This is a genomic window from Planctomycetota bacterium, from assembly GCA_035384565.1.
Taxonomy (GTDB): domain Bacteria; phylum Planctomycetota; class PUPC01; order DSUN01; family DSUN01; genus DAOOIT01.
Map to the genome: position 1 here is coordinate 1 of DAOOIT010000028.1, position 23,329 is coordinate 23,329.

A 23,329-nucleotide genomic window follows, 5' to 3' on the forward strand; every position below is an offset into this window, starting at 1 on the left:
CAGGCCGGACTTCCACCGGCAAGCCAACGACACCTTTCCGCGACGCCCCCGGACGCTTACTCCGCTCCGGCACGGTCGGCCAGTTGGAGCGCAACCTGCCGTCGGGCGACCGCAGTATCTTCGGCCATTACCCCTACACGGTCGTCAGCATTGACTACGCCAAGTCCGACAGCCACAAGGCCAATTTCCTCCAGCACGGTCCCGACTTCGTGATCGTGGACGAGGCCCACGGCGCCGCCCGCCCTGCCGGCCAGTCCAGCGGCCAGCAGCAGCGCCACCAGCTTCTCTGCGAACTCGCCAAGAAGCCGGAGCGGAACATCATCCTGCTCACCGCCACGCCGCACAGCGGCGTCGAAGAATCCTTCCTTTCGCTCCTCGGCCTTCTCAACCCGAGCTTCGGCTCGCTTGACCTCCAGAAGTTGCGGGAAGCAGACCGCGATGCTCTTGCCCGCCACTTCGTTCAGCGCCGGCGGGCCGACATCAAGAACTGGCTCGGCGAGGACAACCCTTTCCCTCAACGCGACCCGAGTGAGGCCACATACGAGCTTTCCGCCAAGTGCAGGGACCTCTTCCGGCGCGTCTACTCGTTCAGCGCAGCGATGGTGAGGTCCGCCGACACCCTCAGCGGCGCGCGCCGCCGCATCCGCTATTGGTCGGCTCTGGCCCTCCTCCGCTGCGTCATGTCCAGCCCGGCCGCCGCACAGGCCGCCATCCTGAACCGAGTGAGGGGCGGAGCCGAGGACATCCCCGACGAGCAGGCAGCCGACGACGCCTGCACGCCCTTCATCTACGAACCCGCTGACCAGGAGACGGAGGACGCCCAACCCGCCCACGTCGTCGAGCAGGGTGAAGCCGGCATGTCCGACTCCGAGCGGAGCCGGCTCCGGGAGTTCGCCCGGCTCGCCGACGAAATCCAGGGCACCGACGATGACCACAAGGTCGTCGAGTGCACGCGCCTTGTCGCCGGCCTCCTCCGTGGGGGCTACCATCCCATCATCTGGTGCCGCTACATCGCCACCAGCGACTATGTGGCTGACCAGCTCGCCCGCCGGCTCCAGCGCGACTTCCCCGATCTGCGCGTTGTGTCCATCACGGGGGCGTTAGCGGACGACGAGCGCCGCCTCAAGGTCGCCGAACTCGGCCAGCACCCCCGCCGCATCCTCGTCGCCACCGACTGCCTCTCGGAGGGCATCAACCTCCAGGAGCACTTCACGGCCGTCATGCACTACGACCTCCCGTGGAACCCCAACCGCCTGGAGCAGCGCGAGGGCCGTGTGGACCGCTTCGGCCAGACCGCCAAGACGGTCAAGGCCATCCTCTTCTACGGCCGCGACAACATCATAGACGGCGCGGTTCTCGAAGTCCTTCTCCGCAAGGCCCAGGAAATCCATCGCACCCTTGGCATCTCCGTCCCCGTCCCGATGGACAGCGAGACGGTCATGGAAGCCGTCCTCAAGCATCTCTTCTTCCGCTCCACGTCCCCCGACCAGAAACTCCTCTTCCAAGACCCCATTGTCCAGGACATGCACCGCCAGTGGGACCGCTCCGCCGACCGCGAGAAGGAGAGCCGCACCCGCTTCGCCCAGCGCGCCATCAAGCCCGATGAGGTCCAGCGCGAGCTAGAGGAAACCGACTCCGTCCTCGGCGACCCCGATGCCGTCGAGCGGTTCGTCCGCAATGCCTGTCAGCGACTCGGAGCCGCGGTCCAACAGGCCAAGAATGGGCAGTGGACCATCAGTGGCCTCGCCCACCTGCCCGATTTGGTGAAGGAAACCGCCTCCGACGCGCCCGAGAACTGGCGCGTGACGTTCAAGTCGCCGCCGCCCGAAGGGGCCACGTACCTGGGCCGCAACCATCCCTTCGTTGCTGCCCTTGCCCAGTTCCTCATGGAGGACGCCCTGACCCAGCACGGCGCCGCCCGCGCCACCCGGTGCGGCGTGATCAAGTCCCGTGCCGTGGACCGTCGCACCGTCCTCCTCTTGCTGCGCCTCCGTTTCCTCATCGAAGAGCCGGACAAGCCCGACAACCCCATGCTCGCCGAGGAGGTCTACGTCTGCGGCTACCGCGGCTCCCCGCCCAACCGCCTGGACTGGCTGGGCGATGCCGAGACGCTCAAACTCCTCGCCGAGGCCCGCCCCGACGTCAACACGCCGCCGCAGGAACGCTCCGAAGTCCTCTCCGAACTGCTCGCAGCCTGGGACGGCCTTCAGGGGCCTCTTGAGCCCGTCGTCGCTGCCCGCGCCAAGCGGCTCGACGAGGCCCATCGCCGCGTCCGTGCCTCTGCGGGTCTGGCTCGTCGCGGACTCCGCATCGCCCCGCAGCTTCCCCCCGACCTCCTGGGCATGCTGGTCATCCTGCCCATCCCGAAGGGGGTGGCGCGATGAGCGTCTTCCCCTGCCTCAAACTCGAAGGTGGTCTCCTCGCTGCCGATCTCATTGACCAGATCGCCGCCGGCGATGCCAAAGGCCAGAAACCCGCCGACTTCGGCCTCAAGCCTGGTATACACCTCACCGATGAGATCTCCGCCGTCTGGGCCAGCGCCCAGGACCACTGGCGCGGCTTTCAACGCGGCCTCGAACGCCTCGATCAGGCCGACCCCGCGACCAGCATCACCCGCGACCAGTGGATGATCCCTCTTCTCGGCCTCCTTGGCTACGACAACCTGGCCTACCAGCCCAGGGCCGCCGAGGTGGATGGTCACTCCTTTGCCATCTCCCACCGCGCCGGCCCCGACGAGAAGGCCCCACCCATCCACATCGTCGGGTGCCGCCAAGGGCTCGGAGAGCGCCCCGCCTCCGGACGTCCCCGCCTGGCTGCCCACTCCCTCCTCCAGGATTACCTGAACCGTTCAGAAGACCTGTGGGGCGTCGTGACCAACGGCAAGGCCCTCCGCATCCTCCGCGACTCCCAGCTCATCAGCCGCCTGGCCTACATCGAGTTCGACCTCGAGCAGATGCTCGAAGGCCAGAAGTTCGCCGATTTCGCGCTTCTCTACCGCCTCCTCCACCGTTCCCGGCTTCCCAAAACCAGCGACGATGCCCCCAAGTACCTTCTCGAAGAGTACCGCCGCATCACCGTCGAGCAGGGAGGCCGCGTCCGCGAGCACCTGCGCGACGGCGTGGAAGTGGCGCTGCGAACCCTCGCCAATGGCTTCCTACGCCATCCGCGCAACCAGGAACTTCGCGCCGCCGTCGCCGCAGGCCAACTGACCCCCACCGACTTCTACACCCAACTCCTCCGCCTCATCTACCGCTTCCTCTTCCTGATGGTCGCCGAGGAACGCGGCCTCATCACCGACAACGCCACATACCACGGGCACTACAGCATCGCCCGTCTTCGCCGCCTCCTCGACGTGCGCACCGCCTGGTCCGGCTACGACGACCTCTGGCTCAGCCTCCAGATCACCCTCCGTCTCTTCGAGGACGAGAAGTTCGGCAGCGCTCTTGGCATCCCGCCCCTCAACGGTGACCTGTTCAACCCCCTTCGGACCCGCGATCTCAACACCGTCTTCCTCACCAATCGCGACTTCCTAACGGCGCTCTGGCATCTCGCCATGTACCGCGAATCGCCCCGCACCCCCTGGCGCCGCATCAACTACGCCGCCCTCGATGTGGAGGAGCTTGGCTCCGTCTACGAAAGCCTCCTCGACTTCCAGCCGCTGTTCGGTGGTGTAGCACAGCCGCCCTCGGCTGTGTCTTCTGTGGGCGGGGCGTCTCTGCCCCGCGTTCCTTCTTCCTCCCCTGACCCCGAACCCCGAACACCGAACACCCAACACGGCTCTTCTCCCGTCCCCGACACCCAACACCGAACACCAAACACCGTTTCCTCCGGGCCGATCACCTTCGACCTCGGACAGGGCACTGAGCGCAAGTCCACTGGCTCCTACTACACCCCGCCCCAGCTCGTCCAGGAGTTGATCAAGAGCGCCCTGGTGCCGGTGATGGAAGACCGCCTTGAGCAAGCAAGGCGATTGGCGAATGGCCAGTGGCGAACGGAAGAGGAGAAGCAGCATGCGCATTCAGTCGTATCGGGATCTCGATGTCTGGCAGCGGGGCATGGGGATCGCCAAGCAGGCGTACCAACTGACGAAGCGCTTTCCCCGGGAGGAGCTGTACGGCGTGACCTCGCAAGTCCGTCGGGCGGCCAGCTCGATCCCGGCCAACACGGCGGAGGGGTGGGGGCGGCACTACCCGGCCGAGTTCATCCAGTTCCTGAGGAAGGCCAATGGCAGCCGGACAGGACTGGAGACCCATCTGCTCCTCTCCGCGGAAGTGGGCCTGTGCACCCAGGAGCAAGTCGAGCCACTGCTGACCGAGACCGAGATCCTCGGCAAGCAGCTCCTCAGCCTCGAGCGAAGCCTGGGACGTCGGACCGCGAAATGACAGCGCTCTGGGCTTCCACCCCACTCGCCACTCGCCACTCTCTACTCGCCCAACACGCCATCCTCTCCATCAAGGTCTGCGACCCCGCCTCTGGCAGCGGCCACTTCCTCCTCGCTGCTGCCCGGCGCCTCGGGGACGAACTAGCCCGGATTCGCTCGGGCGGCGACGAGCCAAGCCCCGAGCAGCGACGCGAAGCCGTCCGCGACATCATCACCCATTGCATCTACGCCGTGGACAAGAATCCCCTCGCCGTGGACCTCTGCAAAGTCGCCCTCTGGATCGAAGGCCACACGCGCGGCAGACCCCTGACCTTCCTTGACCACCGTGTCCGCCACGGCGACTCCCTCGTCGGCGTCCTCGACATGTCCGTTCTCTCGCAGGGAATCCCTGACGACGCCTACAACCCTGTGACAGGCGACGACAAGATCGTTGCCAAATCGCTCAAGCAGCAGAACCGCGACGAGCGGAAAGGCCAGAAGTTCGTCTCCATGCCTCCCGCTCAGGAGCTTCGGTCGCTCACAGAAGACCTCCGCCCCATCTTTGACCTCCCCGATGATTCCCCGGCCAACGTCCGCCGCAAGGCCGAAGTCTACCAACGCGCACACGGCCACGGAACCGCCTACGAACGCGACGCCAACGCCTGCGACCTCTGGACAACTGCTTTCTTCACGCCGCTGACCGATCAGGCGCTCAAAGGCCACGTCATCCCCACTACGAGTGACCTGCGTGGCTTCTTGGAACGTGGCGTCGCCGACCCACGCCTCCTCGGCGCCGCCGGCGCCATCGCCCATCGCCATGCCTTCTTCCACTGGCCCCTCGAATACCCCGATGTCTTCGCCGTGGGCGGCTTCGATGTCGTCCTCTCCAACCCGCCGTGGGATGTCCGTGAAGCCGAAGACCAAGAGTTCTTCGCAACGCGGGAACCAGTTTTGGCCAGGCTACCTGGCGACAAGAGAAAGAGGGCCATCGAGAAGCTAGCGGTAAGCGACCCGCTGCTCTATCGGGAATGGGTGGAGAGTAGGAGGTCGATGGAAAGCGAGGCCAGGTTCCTGCGTGGCTCGGGACGGTTCCCGTTCATCTCCGGCAAAGTGAACTTGTACGGCGTGTTTGCGCAACTGGCTTCATGCATCATCAACGGGCCAGGAAGATGCGGCGCTGTGTGCCCAACTGGGATTGCCACGGACGACTACAACAAGAAGTTCTTCGCCTACCTGATGGACTCCAGTCGCCTAGTGAGCCTGTTCGATTTTGAGAACCGTGAGGCGCTGTTCCCGGGAGTCCACCGATCCTACAAGTTCTCCCTCCTCACCTTGGCCGGAAAGAGGGGATCAACGGCCCAGAAGGCTGAGTTCCTGTTCTACGCCACGCAAGTCGACCACCTCGGCGACAAGCGCCGGCGCTTCTCCCTAACCGCAGCCGATCTCTTGAGGATCAACCCAAACAGCCGAACCTGCCCCGTTTTCCGAACCAGGCCCGATGCCGAGCTTGCGCGGTTGATCTACGAACGTGGCGCCGTCCTCATCAACGACCAGGCTGGTACGAGCCCTTGGGGCGTGAAGTACCAACAGGGTCTGTTCAACATGACGACTGATTCTGGCCTCTTCCGGACCTCGGATGAACTGGGGGTGGCCGAATGCCTGCCAGTAGGCAATCGGTTCGTCAAAGGTGAACGTGTCTGGTTGCCACTTTACGAGGGAAAGATGGTTCAGGGGTACGACCATCGTGCAGCCAGCATCGTGGTTAACCAAGCCAACGTGAGCAGGCAGGCGCAGCCTGAACCCACCTCCTTAGAGGAGCATCTTGACCCTTGTTTCGCGGCAATTCCGCGCTATTGGGTTAGCGCTGAAGAAGTCCACGGACGCACCGGCGACTGGGGGCGCGATTGGCTTCTTGGGGTGAAGGATGTCACCGCCGTGACGAATGAGAGAACCGCGATCTACGCCGTCCTCCCAGCCACGGGCGTGGGGCATACCTTCGCTCTGCTTCTGCCGACCGGTTCGCCAGACGCATGCGTGACTTGCTGTTTCCTGGGCGAACTCAACGGCCTCGTCTCCGACTACGTGACAAGGCAAAAGGTCGGAGGAATCCACCTCACGCTCAGTGTACTGAGCCAACTCGCCGTGCTGCCGCCAGGCGGCTACTCGCCCACTCACAGTATCCCACGCATGCTGCCACGGGTGCTCGAACTCACCTACACCGCCTGGGACATCAAGGGCTTCGCGGACGACGTGTGGCGGGAGGCGGACGAGGGGCTGAGAGCGGCGATTCGGGGACAGTGGGAGGCGAACCGTGCGGCGACGGGCGGCCACGAGTGGGCGCCGCCCGACTGGGCCGAGATCGCCAAGGACGGCATCCCGCTCCCGCCGTTCAAGTGGGACGAGGCCCGCCGTGCCCTCCTGCGAGCCGAACTCGACGCCCTCTACGCCCGCCTCTACGGCCTGAACCGCAAGCAGCTTCGCTACATCCTCGACCCCGCCGACCTCACGCCCCGCGAGCTTGAGGACATCCTCGACCCCTTCGAGGAGGTCACCGACCCGTTGGACGCCGAGGGCTACCGTCGCCGCTGCGAGACCTCCGACTTCCCAGGCGAAACCTTCCGCGTCCTCAAGGAAAAGGAACTGCGCCGCTTCAACGAATACCGCACCCGCCGCCTGGTCCTCGAAGCCTGGGAGCGGATGCAGTCCAAGTGAGGTAAGGAGGCCGACATGCCTGAGATGGGCGCTCAGCCCTCCCACCCGCCTGAGGGTCTGCCAGTGGAGTTGCCAGGCCCGTTGCCGTTCATCTGGCCCGAGCCACGTGTCCACGCCGGAATTGCCCGGTACGAAACGATGCCCCCTTTCGAGCATCTCCTGGCGGAGGCTGACCTGATCTCGGGCGTACTCGTGGGGTTGGCAGAGAAGACAGTCGAGTGGCTTGACGCGCTGATGCACCAGGGCAGACCGCGCAAGGTGAGTCTCGTGCTCGTCGTCTATCCCGCTTGCCCTACCCGAGAGAGGCACTTGCTGAGCGTCAAGAAGATCCAGGATAGCCTCAAAGGGCCGGAGCATGAGCTTAGCGTCCGTGTGCTGCCAGTCCCCAGGTCCTTTGGCGACGATTGCGAGAAGATGGTTCTCCCGCCGACCGTACTACAGGCCCATGCGACTGGCAGTGGCAGGACTGTGCTTTGCATAGGGTCCGTCGGTGACGCAGGAAGAGACGAGAGCTATTGCGCCAGCTTCAACGTCGTGTTCCAGCCTGATGACGCGCTGCGGGATGCGTGGCGGCGGTGGTTCCAGTGGCTCTTGAGCAGCTCAGCGCCGCTGAGACTTGAGACGGCCCGCATCCCACACCTGGTGCCTGCGGCCGGCGACCTCAAAGCGGCGGAGATGTGGCAGGCGTTCGAGAGCGCCTGTCGTGGTCCCGAGGCGGACCAGGATGCCCGTCCCACGGTTGACCCTGTGACGGGTGAAGTCACCAGGGAGGCGGACGGCACCGAGGTGAAGAGATGGGATGGCGGGCAGACGGCCCTTGACCCGCTGGCGCGGAAGCTCCAGGAGGTCTATGCGCAAGGGCACCTTGTGACCGTGGACGAGACGACTCGCATCAAGCCGGTGGCAATCCCGGTGAAGGCGACGCTGCTCGGCCAGCAGTCGGAGCGCACGGTCGGAGCATTGAAGCAGAAACAATCGTTCACGCTCCAGATACTTGATGAGGTTGCGGCTAAGGAGGTGGAGAAATGCCGCAAGGTCACCGACCTGTTGGACCTGTTCAGCTACCCACTGAGTCTGGGCAACAGGTGGATTCCCGAGGCCGCGCAGAGCCTGCTGGAGGCGGAACTGAATGCCCGTAACAAGAAGGGCCAAGCCACTCTGAAGGCAGCGCTTGGCGGGTGCGAGATCCCTGCTTTCATTGGGAGACGCTCCAAAGCCATCCGTGCGGACCTGGACGCGATGTACCAGCAGCTTGGCCAGGGAGCGACTGTGCCGGATGACAGGTTCCAGGCGGTACTGGGGCAGGTAGAGAGCCGACTCACGGCCGCCCTGAGTGCCCGTATCACGCCTCGCGCCGTCTACAGCCGGATCGTTCCGCCAGACCTGACCGCCAGCGCCCGGAGTGAGAACTGGAGCCAGCCCTTCCTGCTTCTGCTGCGGGCCGCCCGGCTGATGCGGGAGGCCCTGACCGACGGGTACTTCCCCCGCAGGTTCTCAGGCCTCAATGTCACCGAGGCGGAGTTGCTGCCGGCTATGGACGTCTTCGCGGACAGCATCGTGCAGACCCGTGACTCACGCCGGGCACGTGAGGAGTTGTCCGCCTTGGAGGAGATCGAGGATGGCCCCGCGACGGCTCAAGCAAAATGCTCTGCCGTATGGCAGATCATCAGAGGGCAGGTGGGAACGCCCTGAAGATGGTTGCTCCAGCATCTTCAGAGCTTGTGCCACGGTTGTGCCACGGACGATGCCGAAGAATGTCACTTCCCGCCCTTCCTGTCACTTGCTGTCACTTCGGACGCCGCCCCGCAGCGTCGCCGTAAACGCAGACAGGGCAAGGACTAAATCCATAAGTCCTTGCCCTGCCTGATGGTGGAGACGAGGGGATTCGAACCCCCGACCTCTAGAGTGCGATTCTAGCGCTCTCCCAATTGAGCTACGTCCCCGGGTAACCCTTGCCATTCTACGCCACGCCGCTGTGCCTGTCAAGGGCCCGATCACTGACTAAGGGCAGGCAAGGACTGCCGGTGACTTGTGCCGTCCCTGCGGGACGTGGGCATCCCAGTCGGAGGTTCCAGTCTCTGCCCCGTCTCTTCGACCTGCTGTCTCTCGAGCCTCCCGCCGGTTCGAGACCCGCGGGAGGTCCGGCTGTACGGCTGAAGTGTGGCTGTGCGCCGTTTCCCCAGGGCGTTCCCCTGGGCTGATATGGCACGCTCCTTCGGAGCTCGGATGCTCAGTGCCGAGCGCGGGGATGGGACCGATGCGCTCTCTGCCGCGCGGGCTTGCATCTGTGCCGTCAGATGGTAGACTGCTTGGGCAGGATGGCCGGGACGCTCCGGCCGCTCGCAAGGGACGGCACAGGCGTGCCGGCGAAGGTCAGGCTTCTGAGGGGCAGAACGTGGGTTCACGGCGATGGCTGAGGTGGGTGTCGGCCTGGGTCGTAGTGCTCGGTTGCGCGGCCGGAGCCGGGGAGCGCGGCCAGGTGGGAGGCCCGCTCGCAGGTGTGGAGTTGCCTCCCTTCCCGACGCAGCACGGCGAGCCGCCGGGCCACCCTGGGCATAGCGAGGGCTTTCCCGAGTCAGAGCTGTACCCAGGCTCGGTCGAGCACTTCCGCACGGTGAGCCTGAAGAATCTCCCCATCCGCCCCCTCTGGGACCGCCAGAGCCAGGTGAAGAACTTCCTGGCTCACCAGTTGCCGGGCGTGGCACGGGCGCAGGTTGAGGAGTATGCGGCCCCCGTCTACCAGGTGAAACGCTACGGACCACCGGTCAACACAGGCAAGGCGCTCCGTCCGGTGCCCGTCGTGCGCTGCAAGGTGGGCCAACCGGTTCTTCGGCTCGACCTCGGCGAGCTGGATGCCGGCCTGTATGCGGTGCGCGTGATCGGGGCGGTGGAGACGCCGCGTCTCCGCATCTTCCGCCAGCCGCTCTACCTCGCACTGAAGGTCAACGACGGGTTGGATGGCAGCGCCCATATCTACCGCCTCCGCATCGGCTACTGCGACGAGTTCTACAGCGTGGCCGAGTTCTACTTCCACGCCACGGCTCGGCGCCGTTTCGAGGCGGAGCTGTGGGTGGATAAGGGGAGCACGGTGGACCTGCTGGTGCACAACATCTCCCTGGACGACATGCTCGCGGGCACGACGCACCGCGCGGTGAAGACCCGCCAGACGCTCGTGACGCCGGAGCAACTGGCCCTGATGCGGGAGGGGCTGCCCGAGAAGGAGCGGCAGGCCATCGAGAAGCTGACGGCATGTACGCCCGAGGAGCGGCTCGCCCGGGATGCGGCGATCTGGGACTGGCTGCCGCCCATCAATTCGCAGGGCTACGGCCTGCTCAACGCCCAGGCGGGGGCCGGCTTCGTGCCCCAGGGGGTGGCCGACAAGACTCTCGAGGAGATCAACGCGGAGCACGGGCAGTGGGAGGTACTGCCCAATATAGACCACAACCTGGGCATGGTGCTCACGCGGGACCCCAAGAGCCAGAACGCCTTCCTCATCAACCGCAAGCTCGGCCTGAGCTACACGACGGATGACCTGGTCACTCGCCGCCCGCTTCCCGGCCCTTACCCCTATTCCGACGACGGCGCCGGGCTGTTCTTCCCCGATCCCGCCGATCCGCAGAGGGGGCGCCTCCTCGCGCCCATCGCGCACGGGGTTCAGGACCGCTTCCGCCGGGGCTACCACGGGATGGGCGGCCTGAGGGGCTACGCGCGGACCATCCACCTGTCGGGCAACCGCGAGTTGCTCCGGGACGCAGCCGTGAGCCTCATCCGCTATGCCTACCAGTTCCCCACCATAGATTCGGCCAACTACCTGGCCGAACTCGCGGTTGCGGCGGGCTTTCAGGGCCTGGACTTCCGCTGCCGACAGCGGCACGACAAGGCATATTGGATGCCCGACTACGCGGCCTATCTGGCTGCCATCCGCGACTACGACCTTCTCTTCCCCTTCATCCAGGGCAACGAGGAGCTCGCCGCTTCCATCCGCCGCTTCGTCCCGTGGGTGCAGAGCTCGGCCGACCTCATCAGGCTGCTCGACGTCTACCTCGTGCAGATGACCGCGAAGCGGACCCTGCGCTATCTGGACCACACGCACCCGACGGCCATCGCCGACCTCGCGGCAGTGCTTGGCGATACCCGCGTGACCGACCCCTGGATGGAATGGCTGTTCTCCAGGACCTTCGTCTATCCCCTCCCGCCCGCGGGGATCCAGGACGTGACGATCAGCGGCCACGACCGCGAAGGGGCGCAGTACATCGCCTCCACCTTCTACGCCCGAGGCGAGGGGGCCTCGCGCATGGCCGCCGCGCTCGACCGCTATCTGGCCGCAGGCGGCAACCCGCGGTTCGACCTCAGCGACCCCGCCCTCTACCCGAAGCCGCGCGCCCACGCCGACTGGCTGCTTCGCATCCTCGTCGCGGGCTGCGACCGCGCGCGCATCGGCGACGTGAGCGGGCCGAGCCTGCGGCAGGGCGATTCGCTGCTCGACCTGGACGAAACGGTTCGCGCCGCCTGGCGCTGGTCGGGCGACCCGCGGTTCGCCTGGCTCCTGCGCCACGTCTACGGCCGCAAGGGCGATTCGGACGCTGACTGGGCGCGGGTAGAGGAGGCGGCGGCGAAGCCCCGCCGGGCGCCCTGGCTCGACAACCGCTCCCGCGCCGTGGAGAACTGGTTCGGCGTCCTGGAGACCGGGCAGGAGCATGACGACTTCCGCTTCCGCCGCGCCGCGCTCGTGCGCACGGGCGCCGGCATCGGGCACCAGCACAGCGATGCCCTTGACCTTCAGGTCTTCGCCCACGGCATGGCGATGGTGATGGACGGCGGGGCACGCGGCGGTTACTCCGAGCCGAACGACCGGATAACGCGCGTCCACAACTTAGTCGAAGTGGACGGCAAGGATCATCTCGCCTATGGCTGGGTGCAGGCCCTTTCGGACGCGCCCGGGGCGCGCTACCTTCGCGCCGCGGCACTCCCTCCCCCAGCCTGCTCGCTCTTCAGCCGCCAGACCGCGCTGGTGGACGTGGACGAAGGCCAGGGCTCCAAGCCGTTGCAGGTCGAGTTTCAGAAGCCGGGAGCGCGCTTGCCGGCCGGCGTTGTCACGCCGAACTCCTACGTCTTCGACGTCTTCCGTGTCGCGGGAGGCAAGCTCCATAGCTACTGCTGCCACGCGACGGTCAACGACGACTTCCAGTGGAATGTCCGCAACCCGACGCCCGTCGAGCACCTGGAGAAAGAGACGGGAGAGACCGACACCGAGGCGCAGTACCTCTCCCCCTTCAGCCTCTCGAAGGGCCGGAAGCTCGCGGGCGACGCTCCGGACATGCTCCAGGCCACGTGGCGGCAGCTTCGATTCGAGAAGGACACAAAGGGCGGGGTCTCGGAGGAGAGCATCCTGGGGGCGAACTTCGACCCCGGCTCGCCGCCGAAGTTCACGCGCTGGCACCTCTTCGGCACGGCGGGGCGGCGCGCCCTCCAGGCCCAGGTCGTCATGCACAAGTCGGGCTACCAATGGACGGCGCTGACGGTGTGGAACCGGTCGCAGGGTCCGCCGCTCGATGCCGCCTATCCTGCCCTCGTGGAGCCGTATGTCGGCGAGCCGTTCATCACGGCACAGAGGGAGTTGCCCAGCGAGCCGAACGAGACGGATGCCCTGCGGGCGGTGGCCGTCGAGGTGCAGACGCGCAACGGCCGTCACGACCTGTGCTTCGCGGACGGCCGCCCCGACAGGACGCGCTCGGTGCAGGCCGCCGGGGGAGCCTGCCGCATCGCGGGCGAGTTCGCCTTCGTCTCCCGCGACGCTCAGGGCCTGCGCTCGGCCGTCCTCACGGGCGGCACGCTCCTCGAGACGCCTGACCTCCGCATCGCGCTCGCCGAGCGGGAGTACAGCGGCCAAGTCACCAGGGTAGACTACCTGAACAAAACGTTCTGGATTGACCGCCCGTGGCCCGCGGCCTGCGCGGGGCAGGTGTTGAAGGTTCAGAGTCCCGGCTGCCCGACGAGCTACACCATCGCCTCCGTCGCCCCGGAGGGCGCGGGCAGCCGCATCGTGGTCACGCACGGCGCCGACTTCTACCGCGCCCCCATCACCCAGGTGCTCAGCGGGCAGCGGCGGGTGGACGGCCGCCTGCCGCTGCCCGCCGGCCGCGGCAGCATCCGGGGCATGACCGCCTCCAACGACACGCTGAGCACGCTCTGGCGAATCGAGAGGAACAGCGGCAACGACTTCACGCTGGAGGGCGGCGAGGTTCGCGAGGCCGACTTCGCCCCGTCCAATGCCCTCCGCATCTGGGAGTACGGCGTGGGCGACCGCGTGCGGCTCGCGGCCTGGGCCGCCGTCCGCCGCACCGAGCCGAACCGCTTCGAGCTCACGGGCAACGCCAGCTTCAGCATCTCCCTCAAGGCTGCCAGGCTGGAGCTGTCCACCGACGCCAGGACCTGGGTGCCGGCCGCGGGGCCAGTGGTCGAGATCGGAGCGGCGGAACTCTCCCGAGGGCCCGTCGCGATTCGTGTCCTGCCGTGAAGCCGCCAAGCGAATAGCACGACAACGCTAGTTCCCTGGGCCTGCATGACGTGCTATTCCGGCCGCGAACCAGTTTGCTGTGGCCGGAGACAAGCGACGATAGCATGTCGTTCTGAGTGAAGCCCGCCTTCCGGCGGGCGGGACGGGGAATCTCTCGACGGGTCGCGCCCGCGGTCCAGGGCTTGCCTCGGTGCCCGGACAGGAGCCAAAGAAGGATTCTTCGGCTTCGGCCGCCCAGAGGCGGCCTACACTCAGAATGACGGCTTTCTGGGGCTCGCGCCGGGGAAAGCAGCGTTGTCGTGATGGCGGCGTCCACCCGCGAGGGCGGCTGGACCAGCAGGAGCCGCCTGCTCATCGCGCTGGTCGCCTCCACGTCGTGGGGAATCTCGACTCGGCGGCGCCTCCCGCCGCGCCGTCCAAATTGGGTGGAATCGCAAGCCCCATTCGGGTAGAATAGAGGGCAGCCAAGATCGTCGTGGGGCCCCAGCCCACGGGTATTCATTCTGGAAGGAGTGTCGGACGATGCCGAGCAGGCTGTTGGTGGGCGCCGGGCTGTTCGTCGCGGGGGTGCTGATGTGGAGTCTGGGCTGCGGCGCGGCCCAGGCGGGCGAGGACGCCAAGGGCGACCTGGAAGAGGTGAAGTTCGAGCTGCCTCTGCCCATGTTCCGCGGCACGCCCAAGGAACTGAAGTTCGACGAGCACATCGAGAAGCCGTCGGGCAAGCCGCGCCCCGCGTTCCTGGCGCCCAAGGGCACAAAGAACGTGGCGCTGAAGAAGCCCGTCACGAGCAGCGACGATGCGCCGATCATCGGCGAGCTAGCCCAGGTGACCGATGGCGACAAGAAGGGCAGCGACGGCTCGTACGTGGAGCTCGGCCCCGGCCGCCAGTGGGTGCAGATTGACCTCCAGGAGAAGTACAACATCCACGCCCTCCTGGTGTGGCACTTCCACGGCGAGGCCCGCATCTACCACGACGTGGTGGTGCAGGTGGCCGACGACCCCGACTTCATCACCAACGTGCGCACGATCTACAACAACGACTACGACAATTCCTCGGGCCTGGGCATCGGCAAGGACCTCGAGTACCTCGAGAGCAACGAGGGCCGCCTCATGCCGTGCAAGGACATCGTGGCCCGCTACGTGCGGCTCTACTCGAAGGGCAGCACGGCCAACGACATGAACCACTACACCGAGGTCGAGGTCTACGCCACGCCGGCCAAATGACCCGCCGAACCGCCGCCGTCGCACTCATCCTGGCCGTGGCAGCCGGAGCCCTCGCGTTCCGGCTGCCACGCCTTGCTTTGAGGCCCCTGCACTGCGACGAGGCGGTCGAGGCGGTGAAGACGGGCATTCTCTTCGACACAGGCGTCTACCGCTACGACCCCCACGAGTACCACGGCCCCACCCTCCACTACGCCACCGTGCCGTTCCTCTGGCTGAGCGGCGCCAGGTCGTTCGCCGACTCGTCCGAGACAACCTACCGCCTCGTCTCCGTGACCTTCGGGGTCGGGCTGATCCTGCTGCTGCTCCTCGTCGGCGACGGCCTCGGCTGGCCCGCGGCGGCCGTGGCGGGGGCGCTCCTGGCCATCTCGCCGGCGATGGTCTTCTACCACCGCTACTACATCCATGAGCCGCTCCTCGTCTTCTTCACCGCGGGGGCGATCGGGGCCGGCTGGCGCTACGCGCGCAGCGGCCGGCTCGGCTGGGCGCTCGCCGCCGGCGCCTGCCTGGCGCTCATGCACGCCACGAAGGAGACCTGCGTGCTCGCCTTCGCCGCCATGGGCCTGGCCCTCGCAGCCAAGCTGGCCTGGCGCAAGCTCTGGGGCGAGACGATTGACCTCCGCGGCCTGCTCAAGGCTCGCCACCTGGCTCTGGCCGCTGCCGCGGCCATCGCCGTGTCGGTCACGCTCTTCAGCTCGTTCTTCACCCACTGGCGCGGGCCGCTGGACTCGATCCTCACCTACAAGAGCTACCTCACGCGGTCCGGCGGCGCGGGCGCTCACGACCACCCCTGGCACTACTACCTGGGCACCCTGGCCTACGCGCGCTACGGCCGCGGCGCCTGGTGGAGCGAGGGGCTGATCCTGGCCCTCGCGCTCGTGGGCTTCGTGGCCGCGCTCTGGCCCCGCCGCTCGGGCGAGCGCCTCACCCCCCTCCCCCGCTTCCTGGCCTTCTACACGCTGTTCCTCACGGCCATCTACGCGGCGATCCCCTACAAGACCCCCTGGTGCGCGCTCAGCTTCCTGCACGGCATGACCCTGCTCGCCGGCCTGGGCGCCGTCACGCTCGTGCGCCGCGTGCCCACCCATCTGCTCAAGGCCGCCGTGGTGCTGCTGCTCGCGGCGGCAGGATACCACCTCGCCAGCCAGGCCCACCGGGCCGCTCTCGACCGACGTTTCGTTTGCGACTACCGCAACCCCTACGTCTACGGCCACACGACCTGGGACCTGCTGGAAGTTTCGCGCCGCGCCGAGCAGATCGCCGCCGTGCACCCCAAGGGGCACGCGATGGTGATCAAGGTGATCGCCTCCGACCTCGATTACTGGCCCCTCCCTTTCTACCTGCGGCGCTTCCCGAACGTGGGCTACTGGGACCGCCTCCCCGCCGACCCTGACGCCGACTTCGTCATCGTCTCGGCCGACCTGGCCGACGCGCTGGAGAGGCGCCTGCGGGGCGAGTACTTCGGCGAGACCCGCGGCCTGCGCCCCCGCGTGCTCCTGCGTGTCTACATCCGCCGCGACCTGTGGAACGCCTTCATCCACCGCCAGGCCCAGGCCGCGCCGGGCGGGTGACGTCCGGCCGGCCCACGCCCGACTCAGTCAAGATGCTCAAGTTGTTCAGCGCGCAACACACGGGGTGAACACCTTGAAAGGCCGCGCCATCGGCTCAACGGCACGACCATAGGCGTATGACGGCCTGTGACCTGTGGCTCTGGCAGCAGCCTTGGGCTTCATCTGTCGGGCGGCTTCAAGATGTTCAATCCCCTCCGTAGGCCGGCCCGGGTGCCCCATCGCAGCCTGTGAGCTTCACCCCTGGAAGGGGGCCAACGGTCTCACTGCAACAGCGTCTAGCACCGCCTTGTCTATCAGAAGCTCGACAACCTCAAGACCGTCAAGGTCATTCGCATGTGGACGCATCATGAGTAGTCGAGCCGGTTGACAGGCGGCTCGGCTGAGGGTAGTATGAAGGGCGGAGAGAGGGGCCGTTGTGAGATGAAGGGGCACGAAATGTCGCCGCGAACACAAGAGGTCCTTACGGAGGCACTGGCCCTGTCGGCTGGGGAGCGCGCGGAGCTGATGGAGCAGCTTCTCGCGAGTTTCGGGATCGCGGAGCGAGAACGCGTGGATACACTGTGGGCAGAGGAAGCGGAGGACCGGATTGACGCATACGATCGCGGGGAACTGCGAGCGAAGCCAGCCAGCGAGGTGTTCCACCGAATCGAGCGGAGCCGAACCAGGTGAACGTGGACTTCCTCGACGAGGCGGAAGAGGAGTTCCTGGCCGCGATAGGCAGGTACAATGGCGACCGTGAGGGCTTGGGTGACGAGTTCGCCGGTGAAGTGCGGCGAGCGCTTGAGCGCATCGTCGAATACCCCCAGGCCTGGGTCGCCCTGTCGAGGCGAACTCGCCGTTGCCTGATGAACCGCTTTCCGTACGGGATTCTCTACCAGGTGCGCGGCGACACCCTCTTGATCGTCGCCGTGATGCACCTTCACCGCGATCCCCAGTCGTGGCGCAGACGCCTCCCACCTGGGCAGCGGTGAGAAGGCCGCTGGACTACGAGCAGAATCCCTCGCTCCGACCGGCAGCTCTTAGGATCCCCTCGAACTCCTCTTCGGTCACGCGCTTGCCGAACTGGAATCTCGAGATGCCCATGTCCGACATGCGGACCGGCTTGCCGTACCGAACCGACTTGCGGATGAGATACACGCGCCGCACGCGGGGGTAGGCCCTGCGGTCCTTCTCAGTAGGCGCCTCCGTCGAGCTAACCTCGAAGTGGCCGTACGCCCAGCCGTCCCGCGAAAGGACAATGACATCCGCCTGCCTTCTCTGGCTGTACCGATACCGACCACCATACTCCTTGCGGAATATGCCGCCCTCAAGGTACTCCACGAGAGCTTCCGCTGTCGCGAAGCCCTTGGACGACTTGTCGCCGTGTCCGAACACGAGAATGTCTCGAGCCATGGGCTCCTCCTGGCCAGGAGATTCCGCGTGCAGGTATGCACGCCCTACAGCCGATCTTCTTCACGCGGGACGGAGCAGGTCGGGGCGGAATCGCGCGTCACGCGCCACGCATCGCGTTTCACGCTTCCGGCAAATGCCACGGTGCCCGCATCGGGATGTCTACAAGGCGATTGGCCTCGTCGTCGCCGATGCACTGCTGCTTCACGGGGTCCCAGCGGATCTTGCGGCCCAACCGGATGGCGATGTTGCCGAGGAGGAAGAGGGTGTTGGCGCGGTGCGAGCTGTCGGCGCCCCCGCCCGAGGGCTTGCGCGTGCGCTCGGCCTCCTCGAAGCTGATGAGCGGCTTGGTGTCGGGCAGCGCGTCAAGGCCGTCCATCAGGCCGGCGGGTTCGCAGCGGCCGTCGCGCCACACCTTGCCGTTCGGGCCCTCGAGGAAGGGGGCGGGCTGCGGCTCCGGCCCCCATTCGCCGCTCTCGATGAGAATCGTGATGTCGTCGGGGTAACGAATGGTGACGCTGTGCCAGGGGCCGCAGGCGTCGTCGTGCGCGGGCCAGGGGGCCACGGCCTCGACCTCGGCCGGCCCCGTGTCGTCCTTGTCGAGCATGTACTGGATGGGGTCGAGGTGGTGCTGGCCCTGGTCGGCCAGGCCGCCGCCGTCATAGTCCCAGTAGCAGCGGAACATGAAGTGCACGCGGTGCGGGTGATAGGGCTTGAAGGGCGCGGGACCAAGCCACAGGTTGTAGTCGAGGTTCGGCGGCACGGGCTGCGGCGGCAGGTGGCGGAGGCCCGTGAACCACTTGACGTTCCAGTTGTAGCCCTGGGCGCGGCCGGCGCGCACGAGGAGCGGCTTGCCCAGGCGTCCGCTCTGGACGAGTTTGCGCAGGCGGCCCATGCCGTAGCGGCCGTAGGTGCCGATCTGGAAGACGCGCCCGTAGCGCCGGATGGCGTCGGCGATGGCCTGCCCCTCGCGGATGAACTTCGTCATCGGCTTCTCGCAGAGCACGTCCTTGCCCGCCTGGGCCGCCTGGATGCTGATGAGCGCGTGCCAGTGGGGCGGGGTGGCGATGCAGACCTCGTCAATGGCCTGCACCTCGAGGAGCTGGCGGAAGTCGGCGTAGGGGGTGCAGCCGGAGCCCACCTTCTTCGCGGCGGCCTCGAGGTGATTCTTGTCCACGTCGCACACGGCGACGACGCGGCGGTCGCGCGGCGTGAGGAACGCCTGGCCGCGTCCCCCGGTGCCGATCACGCCGCGGGCCAGCGTATCGCTGGGCGCCTTCTGGCCCGGGCCGCCGAGAACCCATCGGGGAACGACGCTGAAGAGGGCCAGCGCGCTACCCTGAAGGATCTGCCGGCGGCAAAGGGGCATTGGCGACATGGCGGCCTCCTTCGGGCAGTCTGGGTCGCGTCCCGCGTGCCCCGTCCCGCGTGCCGGCAGAAGAGGGCATAGGGCAAGGGCCGCGCAAGTGCTCAGTGGGCCATGACCGGGCTGAGGTCCTCCGTCGGCACCTGCACGCCGTGGAGCCGTCGGGTGATGGCTCGAAGGTCCTCGGGGGTCACAGAGCCGGGGGACAGGAACTCGATGCCGAGCACCTCCCCGTCGGAGGCGGTGTCTACCAGCACACCGGGGCTGACCTCCTCTGTGCGGCACGGCTCCGCGGGTCGCCTGTCGCTCAGATACAGATAGCCCGCGAAGGGCTTGCCCTTGCGGTATGTGATCTCGAGGTAGGGGTGTTTGACCATGTCACACTCTCCAGACTGTCACGACCGCCAGCTTGCGCTCGTCGTAGTCGGGTTCGACGACGATGCGCCACTGCTCGCGGCCGAGGCGCGCGTGCAGCACGAAGCGGCCCTCGACATGGCTGGGCAGGATCGCCACCACATCAGCCACCATCGTCCTCAAGTCAGTCTCATTGAACCCTCTGGCCAAGGACCGCTTGTTGACATGATAGCCGATCTCGATCTCCCAGTCCAGCCATTCCGCCGACTTCGACCGCTTCTGGGGCATCGGCGGCTTCTTCTGACTTGAGGGCGGGCGATGCCGCTCCGATAGGACCCATAGGTCGTATCGGTCCTATCGCGGCGGCATCGCCCCCGATCGATCACTGGCTTTTCTTCTCGGGCAGCGCCTTGAGGGTGACGTTCTTGTACCACACGGCGTTGCCGTGGTCCTGGAAGCCGATGAAGCCCTTGCGCGGCATGTCCTTGTAGGCCGTCTTGAACTTGTTCTTCGAGCCGTCGGGGTTCTTGCCCGCCTCGGTCCACTGGTCGAGGTCCATGTCGATCACCTTCTCGCCGTTGAGGACGACCTCGATCTTGTTCTCGTTGCAGGTGATGGTGACGTGGTTCCACTCGCCGACCGGCTTCTCGGCGTTCTTCGAGGGGGCGAGGACGTCGTAGATCGAGCAGCAGTCGTTCTTGCCCGGCTTCTGGCGGCCCGTGGAGTCGAGAATCTGGACCTCGATGCCTGTCTGCACGGGGTCGCCGGTCTTGGCCGTGCGGATGAAGATGCCGCTGTTGGCGCCCTTGGAGACCTTGAAGTCGAGGTCAAGCACGAAGTTGCCGAACTGCTCCTTCGTCCAGATGTAGCCGCAGCCCTTCTGCCAGGCCAGCGCGCCCTCGGCGTCAATCGTCCAGCCGCCGGTGGGCTTCTGCGTCCAGGCATCGAGGTTCTTGCCGTCGAAGAGCACGGTCACGCCCTCCTCGCCGGCCGCGGCCATCGAGGCCATCAGGCATACGAGCACGCCCATCTTCAGCCAACCACTCACCGCATTCTCCTTTCCGAGCCAGGGGTCCTGCCGTCTGCGTGATGCGTGATACGTGAGAAGAGAAGGCGGGACAACGGGCTTCCTGGCTTCTCTGCTCTTCTCACGCATTACGCATCACGCTCCACGTTCACTTCCCACTCGGGTCGGCCACCAGGCCGTCGAGGCGCTCGCCCTTCGGGCCGCGCAGGCGCAGGCACACGCTCCACTCGCCGCCGCCCTGGGTGACTTTGACGAGAAGGTCGTTCCAGCCCTCCTCGAGGGTGACATCGGCCTTGTCGCTGCCCGGGCTGCACGGCCGCGTGGCGTTGTTGGCGTGGACCACTTTGCCGTTGAGCCACACCTTGAGGCCGTCGTCGCTGCCCGCTTCGATTCGCGCGTTCTGCTTCTTGGGCGATTGCACACGGGTGCGCAGGTACACGCAGGCGTCGTTGCCTTGGATGCCGGGCGTCTTATCGAATTCGATGAGCCAGGGCCGCCCCTTGTCGGTGCCGATGGGCATGGGCCGCCACTTGGCCGCCTCGCGGGGCGCAGACGCCCCGCCCGCGAGCTCCTTCTCGGGCGCGAAGGCCACGTCGAAGAGGCCGGGGCCGTCCTTGCCCCCCTGGGTGTAGGGGCCGGAGACCTGCCAGGCGGTGATGTAGTCCTCGAAGCGTTCGAGGAGCGCCAGGGCCTCGGCGGCCTCTTTCTTCACCTGGGGGTTGTCGCTGAGCTCGCTGAGGCTCTTGAGCACCTCCTTGGCCTTGGCCTGGTACGAGCCGCTGATCTGGCGGGCGACGCGCACGGCGGCGATCTCGGCCTCGGTGCGGAGCCCGGCGTCGTCTATGCACTTGAGGGCGAGGTCGAGCACGCCCAGGCTGGCCACGCCGCCCATGGCGCCCAGCACCATCTTCTTGTCCTCGGGCCGCGGGGCGGCGGCCAGCGCGCTGGCGAAGAGCTGGCGCAACTCGTCGCCCGACAGGCCGCCGACCTTTCCCGCCACGTCCACCGCGCCGCGGATGGCCAGCACGCGGCGGGGCAGCGAGGGGTCGCTCTTGGCGATCTCGAGCAGTTCCTTCGCCACGGAGGCGTCGGCCCAGTTGGGCAGGGCGCGGAAGGCGGCGTCCTGGACCTCGGGCGCGGCGTCCTTCATCGCCGAGCGGACGAGGGCGAGTGCCTTGGCCCCGCCGAGGGCCGAGGCGATGCGGAGGATGGCCACGCGCGCGGGCACGCCCGCGCCGGGGAAGGCGGCCAGGACGGCCGCGGTGCGCTGGTCGGCGTCCTCCACACGGCGGGCGATGGCGATGAGGGTGCGCTCGGCGGCGGTGCGCTCGGCGTCGTCCTTCGCCGCCACGAGCATCTTCGCCAGGTCGGGCAGGGCCTTCTCGTCGGCCACGTCGGCCAGGGCCCTGAGCGCCTCGGTGCGCACGGCGGCGTCGGGGTCGGCCGCGGCCTTGAGCAGCGTGGGCGCCACGGCGGGCGTGCGGCGGGCGGCGATGCAGCCGATGAGCTGCACCTTCGCGGCGGGCGCCGCATCGGCCATCGCCTTCACCAGGGCGGCCGTGATGCCGTCGCCGGGGATGGCGTTGACGGCGTTCCTCACGGCCTCGAGTTCCTTGTCCCGGGCCTTCGCCAGCGCGGCGACGAGCGCGGGGGCCGCGGCGTCGTTGCGCAGCAGGCCCATGCCCTCGAAGGCCGCGATGCGCACCGCCTCGTCGGCGTCGGCCGCGGCGGCGAGGAAGGTGGGCAGGGCCTCCTTGTCGCGGCCCTGGGCCAGCGCGCCGAGGAGCACGACCTTGAGCTCCGGCGCCGCCGTCTTCATCTTCGCGGTGATGGCGTCGGACACCTCGCGCCCGGGCAGCAGCCCGAGGGCCTCGAGGGCGGCGCCGCGCACCTGGTCGTTCTTGTCGGCAAGGGCGGTGAAGATCGTGTCGAGCTCCTTCACGCCGCCGGCCCGGCCGACGCCCACGATGGCTGCGCAACGCAGGTGATTGCTCGGCGAATCGAGGAATCTGCGGTAGAGGGCGAGGGCAGCGGCCTTGTCGCCGCCGGCGGCCAGGCGGTCGGCCAGGTGCAGGCAGGCGTCGGTGGCGCGCTGCTTCGCGCGGTCGGAGCCTTTGGCCATGCCGGCCACGAGGGCGTCGGCGACCGACTTGTCGCCCGTGCGGGCCAGCCCCCCGAGGGCGGCGGAGCGCACGTCGTCGTTGGCGTCGCCCGCGAGCTTGAGCAGGGCCGGCGCGGCCGCCGCGTCCCCGCGCGTGGCCAGCGCGTTGGCGAAGGCGACCTTCCAGGCGGGGTCGGTGGCGGCCTGGAGCGCGGCCACGAGCTTGGCCGTGGCCGCGGGCGCGGGGTTGTGCTGGAGGGCCGTGCGGGCGCGCTCGCGCACCAGATCGTCCTTGTCGTTCAGTTGAGCGGCCACGGCGTCCACCGCCTCGGCGCGCCCGATGAGCTGAAGCTGCTTGAGGAACCACACGCGTGGCCATTTGCCGAGGTCGGGCCTCGCGAGGCGGGCGGTCATCGCCTTGCACACGGCCAGGCGCTTCGCCTCGGCGCCGGGCGCGCCGGCGCGCCAGCAGAGGTCCTGGAACGCCTGCTCGGGCTTCTGGCGGTCGCCCAGGTTCTCGCTGCTCATCGCGGGCAGCCAGGCGTCGAGCACCTGGCCGTAGGCCGCTTCGAGATTCGCGGGCGGGTTCGGCCCGTCGAGCTGTTGGACCAGCTCCTCCACGCTCGCTTCGCCGGCGAGTGCGGTGCCGGCCAGCGCGGCAAACGACAGAGCCCAGGTGAGCCTCGGCAATCTCATGTCTCTCTCCTCAGA

The 23,329-nt window shown here is 67.3% G+C and carries 16 protein-coding genes and 1 tRNA gene; 9 read left to right on the forward strand and 8 right to left on the reverse strand.

Features of this window, described 5'->3' with window-relative positions; all coding sequences use genetic code 11:
* Window positions 1–2,384: helicase-related protein (locus PLE19_11805; protein ID HPD15631.1), on the forward strand; the 2,384-nt coding region annotated here is incomplete at its 5' end.
* Window positions 2,385–2,848: 464 nt separating this feature from the next.
* Here the strand turns inward: PLE19_11805 and PLE19_11810 are convergent.
* Window positions 2,849–3,106, reverse strand: a complete 258-nt coding sequence (locus tag PLE19_11810) for a hypothetical protein (protein HPD15632.1) — start codon at window positions 3,104–3,106, stop codon at window positions 2,849–2,851.
* 904 nt (window positions 3,107–4,010) lie between these two features.
* Between PLE19_11810 and PLE19_11815 the strand changes: the two genes are divergently transcribed.
* From PLE19_11815 to PLE19_11825, 3 genes are read left to right on the forward strand one after another with little or no spacing between them, the layout of a single operon-like run.
* Window positions 4,011–4,382, forward strand: coding sequence for a four helix bundle protein (locus tag PLE19_11815; protein HPD15633.1), 372 nt, complete (start codon window positions 4,011–4,013; stop codon window positions 4,380–4,382).
* Window positions 4,379–7,072: a hypothetical protein gene (locus tag PLE19_11820; protein ID HPD15634.1), complete on the forward strand. Its 2,694-nt coding sequence runs from the start codon at window positions 4,379–4,381 to the stop codon at window positions 7,070–7,072. Before PLE19_11815 ends, PLE19_11820 begins: the two co-directional genes overlap by 4 nt.
* 15 nt (window positions 7,073–7,087) lie before the next feature.
* Entirely contained in the window at window positions 7,088–8,764 is a 1,677-nt protein-coding gene (locus PLE19_11825; protein HPD15635.1) for a hypothetical protein, read from the forward strand.
* Window positions 8,765–8,939: 175 nt separating this feature from the next.
* Here the strand turns inward: PLE19_11825 and PLE19_11830 are convergent.
* Window positions 8,940–9,015: transfer RNA gene (locus PLE19_11830), tRNA-Ala, on the reverse strand.
* A 452-nt stretch (window positions 9,016–9,467) separates the two neighbouring features.
* Between PLE19_11830 and PLE19_11835 the strand changes: the two genes are divergently transcribed.
* The 5 genes from PLE19_11835 (at window position 9,468) to PLE19_11855 (ending at window position 17,352) form a co-directional block, all read left to right on the forward strand.
* Window positions 9,468–13,589 (forward strand): hypothetical protein, encoded by a 4,122-nt coding sequence (locus tag PLE19_11835; protein HPD15636.1) that lies wholly within the window; start codon window positions 9,468–9,470, stop codon window positions 13,587–13,589.
* A gap of 522 nt (window positions 13,590–14,111) precedes the next feature.
* The gene (locus PLE19_11840) at window positions 14,112–14,813 is read left to right on the forward strand and encodes a hypothetical protein (protein HPD15637.1); all 702 of its coding nucleotides are present in this window, start codon (window positions 14,112–14,114) and stop codon (window positions 14,811–14,813) included.
* Window positions 14,810–16,381 carry a TIGR03663 family protein gene (locus PLE19_11845; GenBank protein HPD15638.1) on the forward strand — a complete coding sequence of 524 codons (1,572 nt, stop codon included), beginning with the start codon at window positions 14,810–14,812 and terminating at the stop codon, window positions 16,379–16,381. Before PLE19_11840 ends, PLE19_11845 begins: the two co-directional genes overlap by 4 nt.
* A 435-nt stretch (window positions 16,382–16,816) precedes the next feature.
* Window positions 16,817–17,050: an addiction module protein gene (locus PLE19_11850; protein ID HPD15639.1), complete on the forward strand. Its 234-nt coding sequence runs from the start codon at window positions 16,817–16,819 to the stop codon at window positions 17,048–17,050.
* Window positions 17,047–17,352 carry a type II toxin-antitoxin system RelE/ParE family toxin gene (locus PLE19_11855; protein ID HPD15640.1) on the forward strand — a complete coding sequence of 102 codons (306 nt, stop codon included), beginning with the start codon at window positions 17,047–17,049 and terminating at the stop codon, window positions 17,350–17,352. Before PLE19_11850 ends, PLE19_11855 begins: the two co-directional genes overlap by 4 nt.
* A gap of 13 nt (window positions 17,353–17,365) precedes the next feature.
* On the opposite strand, the gene PLE19_11860 is transcribed toward PLE19_11855, so the two are convergent.
* The 6 genes from PLE19_11860 to PLE19_11885 form a co-directional block, all read right to left on the reverse strand.
* Window positions 17,366–17,773, reverse strand: coding sequence for a hypothetical protein (locus PLE19_11860; GenBank protein ID HPD15641.1), 408 nt, complete (start codon window positions 17,771–17,773; stop codon window positions 17,366–17,368).
* Between the two features lie 118 nt (window positions 17,774–17,891).
* Window positions 17,892–19,148, reverse strand: coding sequence for a Gfo/Idh/MocA family oxidoreductase (locus PLE19_11865; protein HPD15642.1), 1,257 nt, complete (start codon window positions 19,146–19,148; stop codon window positions 17,892–17,894).
* Between the two features lie 92 nt (window positions 19,149–19,240).
* Window positions 19,241–19,513, reverse strand: coding sequence for a DUF2283 domain-containing protein (locus PLE19_11870; GenBank protein ID HPD15643.1), 273 nt, complete (start codon window positions 19,511–19,513; stop codon window positions 19,241–19,243).
* A gap of 1 nt (window position 19,514) precedes the next feature.
* Window positions 19,515–19,778, reverse strand: coding sequence for a hypothetical protein (locus PLE19_11875; protein ID HPD15644.1), 264 nt, complete (start codon window positions 19,776–19,778; stop codon window positions 19,515–19,517).
* A gap of 94 nt (window positions 19,779–19,872) precedes the next feature.
* Window positions 19,873–20,538, reverse strand: coding sequence for a DUF1080 domain-containing protein (locus PLE19_11880; GenBank protein HPD15645.1), 666 nt, complete (start codon window positions 20,536–20,538; stop codon window positions 19,873–19,875).
* Between the two features lie 127 nt (window positions 20,539–20,665).
* A complete protein-coding gene (locus PLE19_11885) occupies window positions 20,666–23,314 on the reverse strand; it encodes a HEAT repeat domain-containing protein (protein HPD15646.1) in 2,649 nt (882 codons plus the stop codon).
* Between the last annotated feature and the right edge of the window lie 15 nt (window positions 23,315–23,329).

Excerpts from the sequence above, each read along its gene's own strand:
- PLE19_11815 (HPD15633.1), top strand. The coding sequence starts at position 4,011 with ATGCGCATTCAGTCGTATCGGGATCTCGATGTCTGGCAGCGGGGCATG.
- PLE19_11820 (HPD15634.1), top strand. The coding sequence starts at position 4,379 with ATGACAGCGCTCTGGGCTTCCACCCCACTCGCCACTCGCCACTCTCTA.
- PLE19_11825 (HPD15635.1), top strand. The coding sequence starts at position 7,088 with ATGCCTGAGATGGGCGCTCAGCCCTCCCACCCGCCTGAGGGTCTGCCA.
- PLE19_11840 (HPD15637.1), top strand. The coding sequence starts at position 14,112 with ATGCCGAGCAGGCTGTTGGTGGGCGCCGGGCTGTTCGTCGCGGGGGTG.
- PLE19_11845 (HPD15638.1), top strand. The coding sequence starts at position 14,810 with ATGACCCGCCGAACCGCCGCCGTCGCACTCATCCTGGCCGTGGCAGCC.
- PLE19_11850 (HPD15639.1), top strand. The coding sequence starts at position 16,817 with ATGTCGCCGCGAACACAAGAGGTCCTTACGGAGGCACTGGCCCTGTCG.
- PLE19_11860 (HPD15641.1), bottom strand. The coding sequence starts at position 17,773 with ATGGCTCGAGACATTCTCGTGTTCGGACACGGCGACAAGTCGTCCAAG.
- PLE19_11865 (HPD15642.1), bottom strand. The coding sequence starts at position 19,148 with ATGTCGCCAATGCCCCTTTGCCGCCGGCAGATCCTTCAGGGTAGCGCG.
- PLE19_11870 (HPD15643.1), bottom strand. The coding sequence starts at position 19,513 with ATGGTCAAACACCCCTACCTCGAGATCACATACCGCAAGGGCAAGCCC.
- PLE19_11875 (HPD15644.1), bottom strand. The coding sequence starts at position 19,778 with ATGCCCCAGAAGCGGTCGAAGTCGGCGGAATGGCTGGACTGGGAGATC.
- PLE19_11885 (HPD15646.1), bottom strand. The coding sequence starts at position 23,314 with ATGAGATTGCCGAGGCTCACCTGGGCTCTGTCGTTTGCCGCGCTGGCC.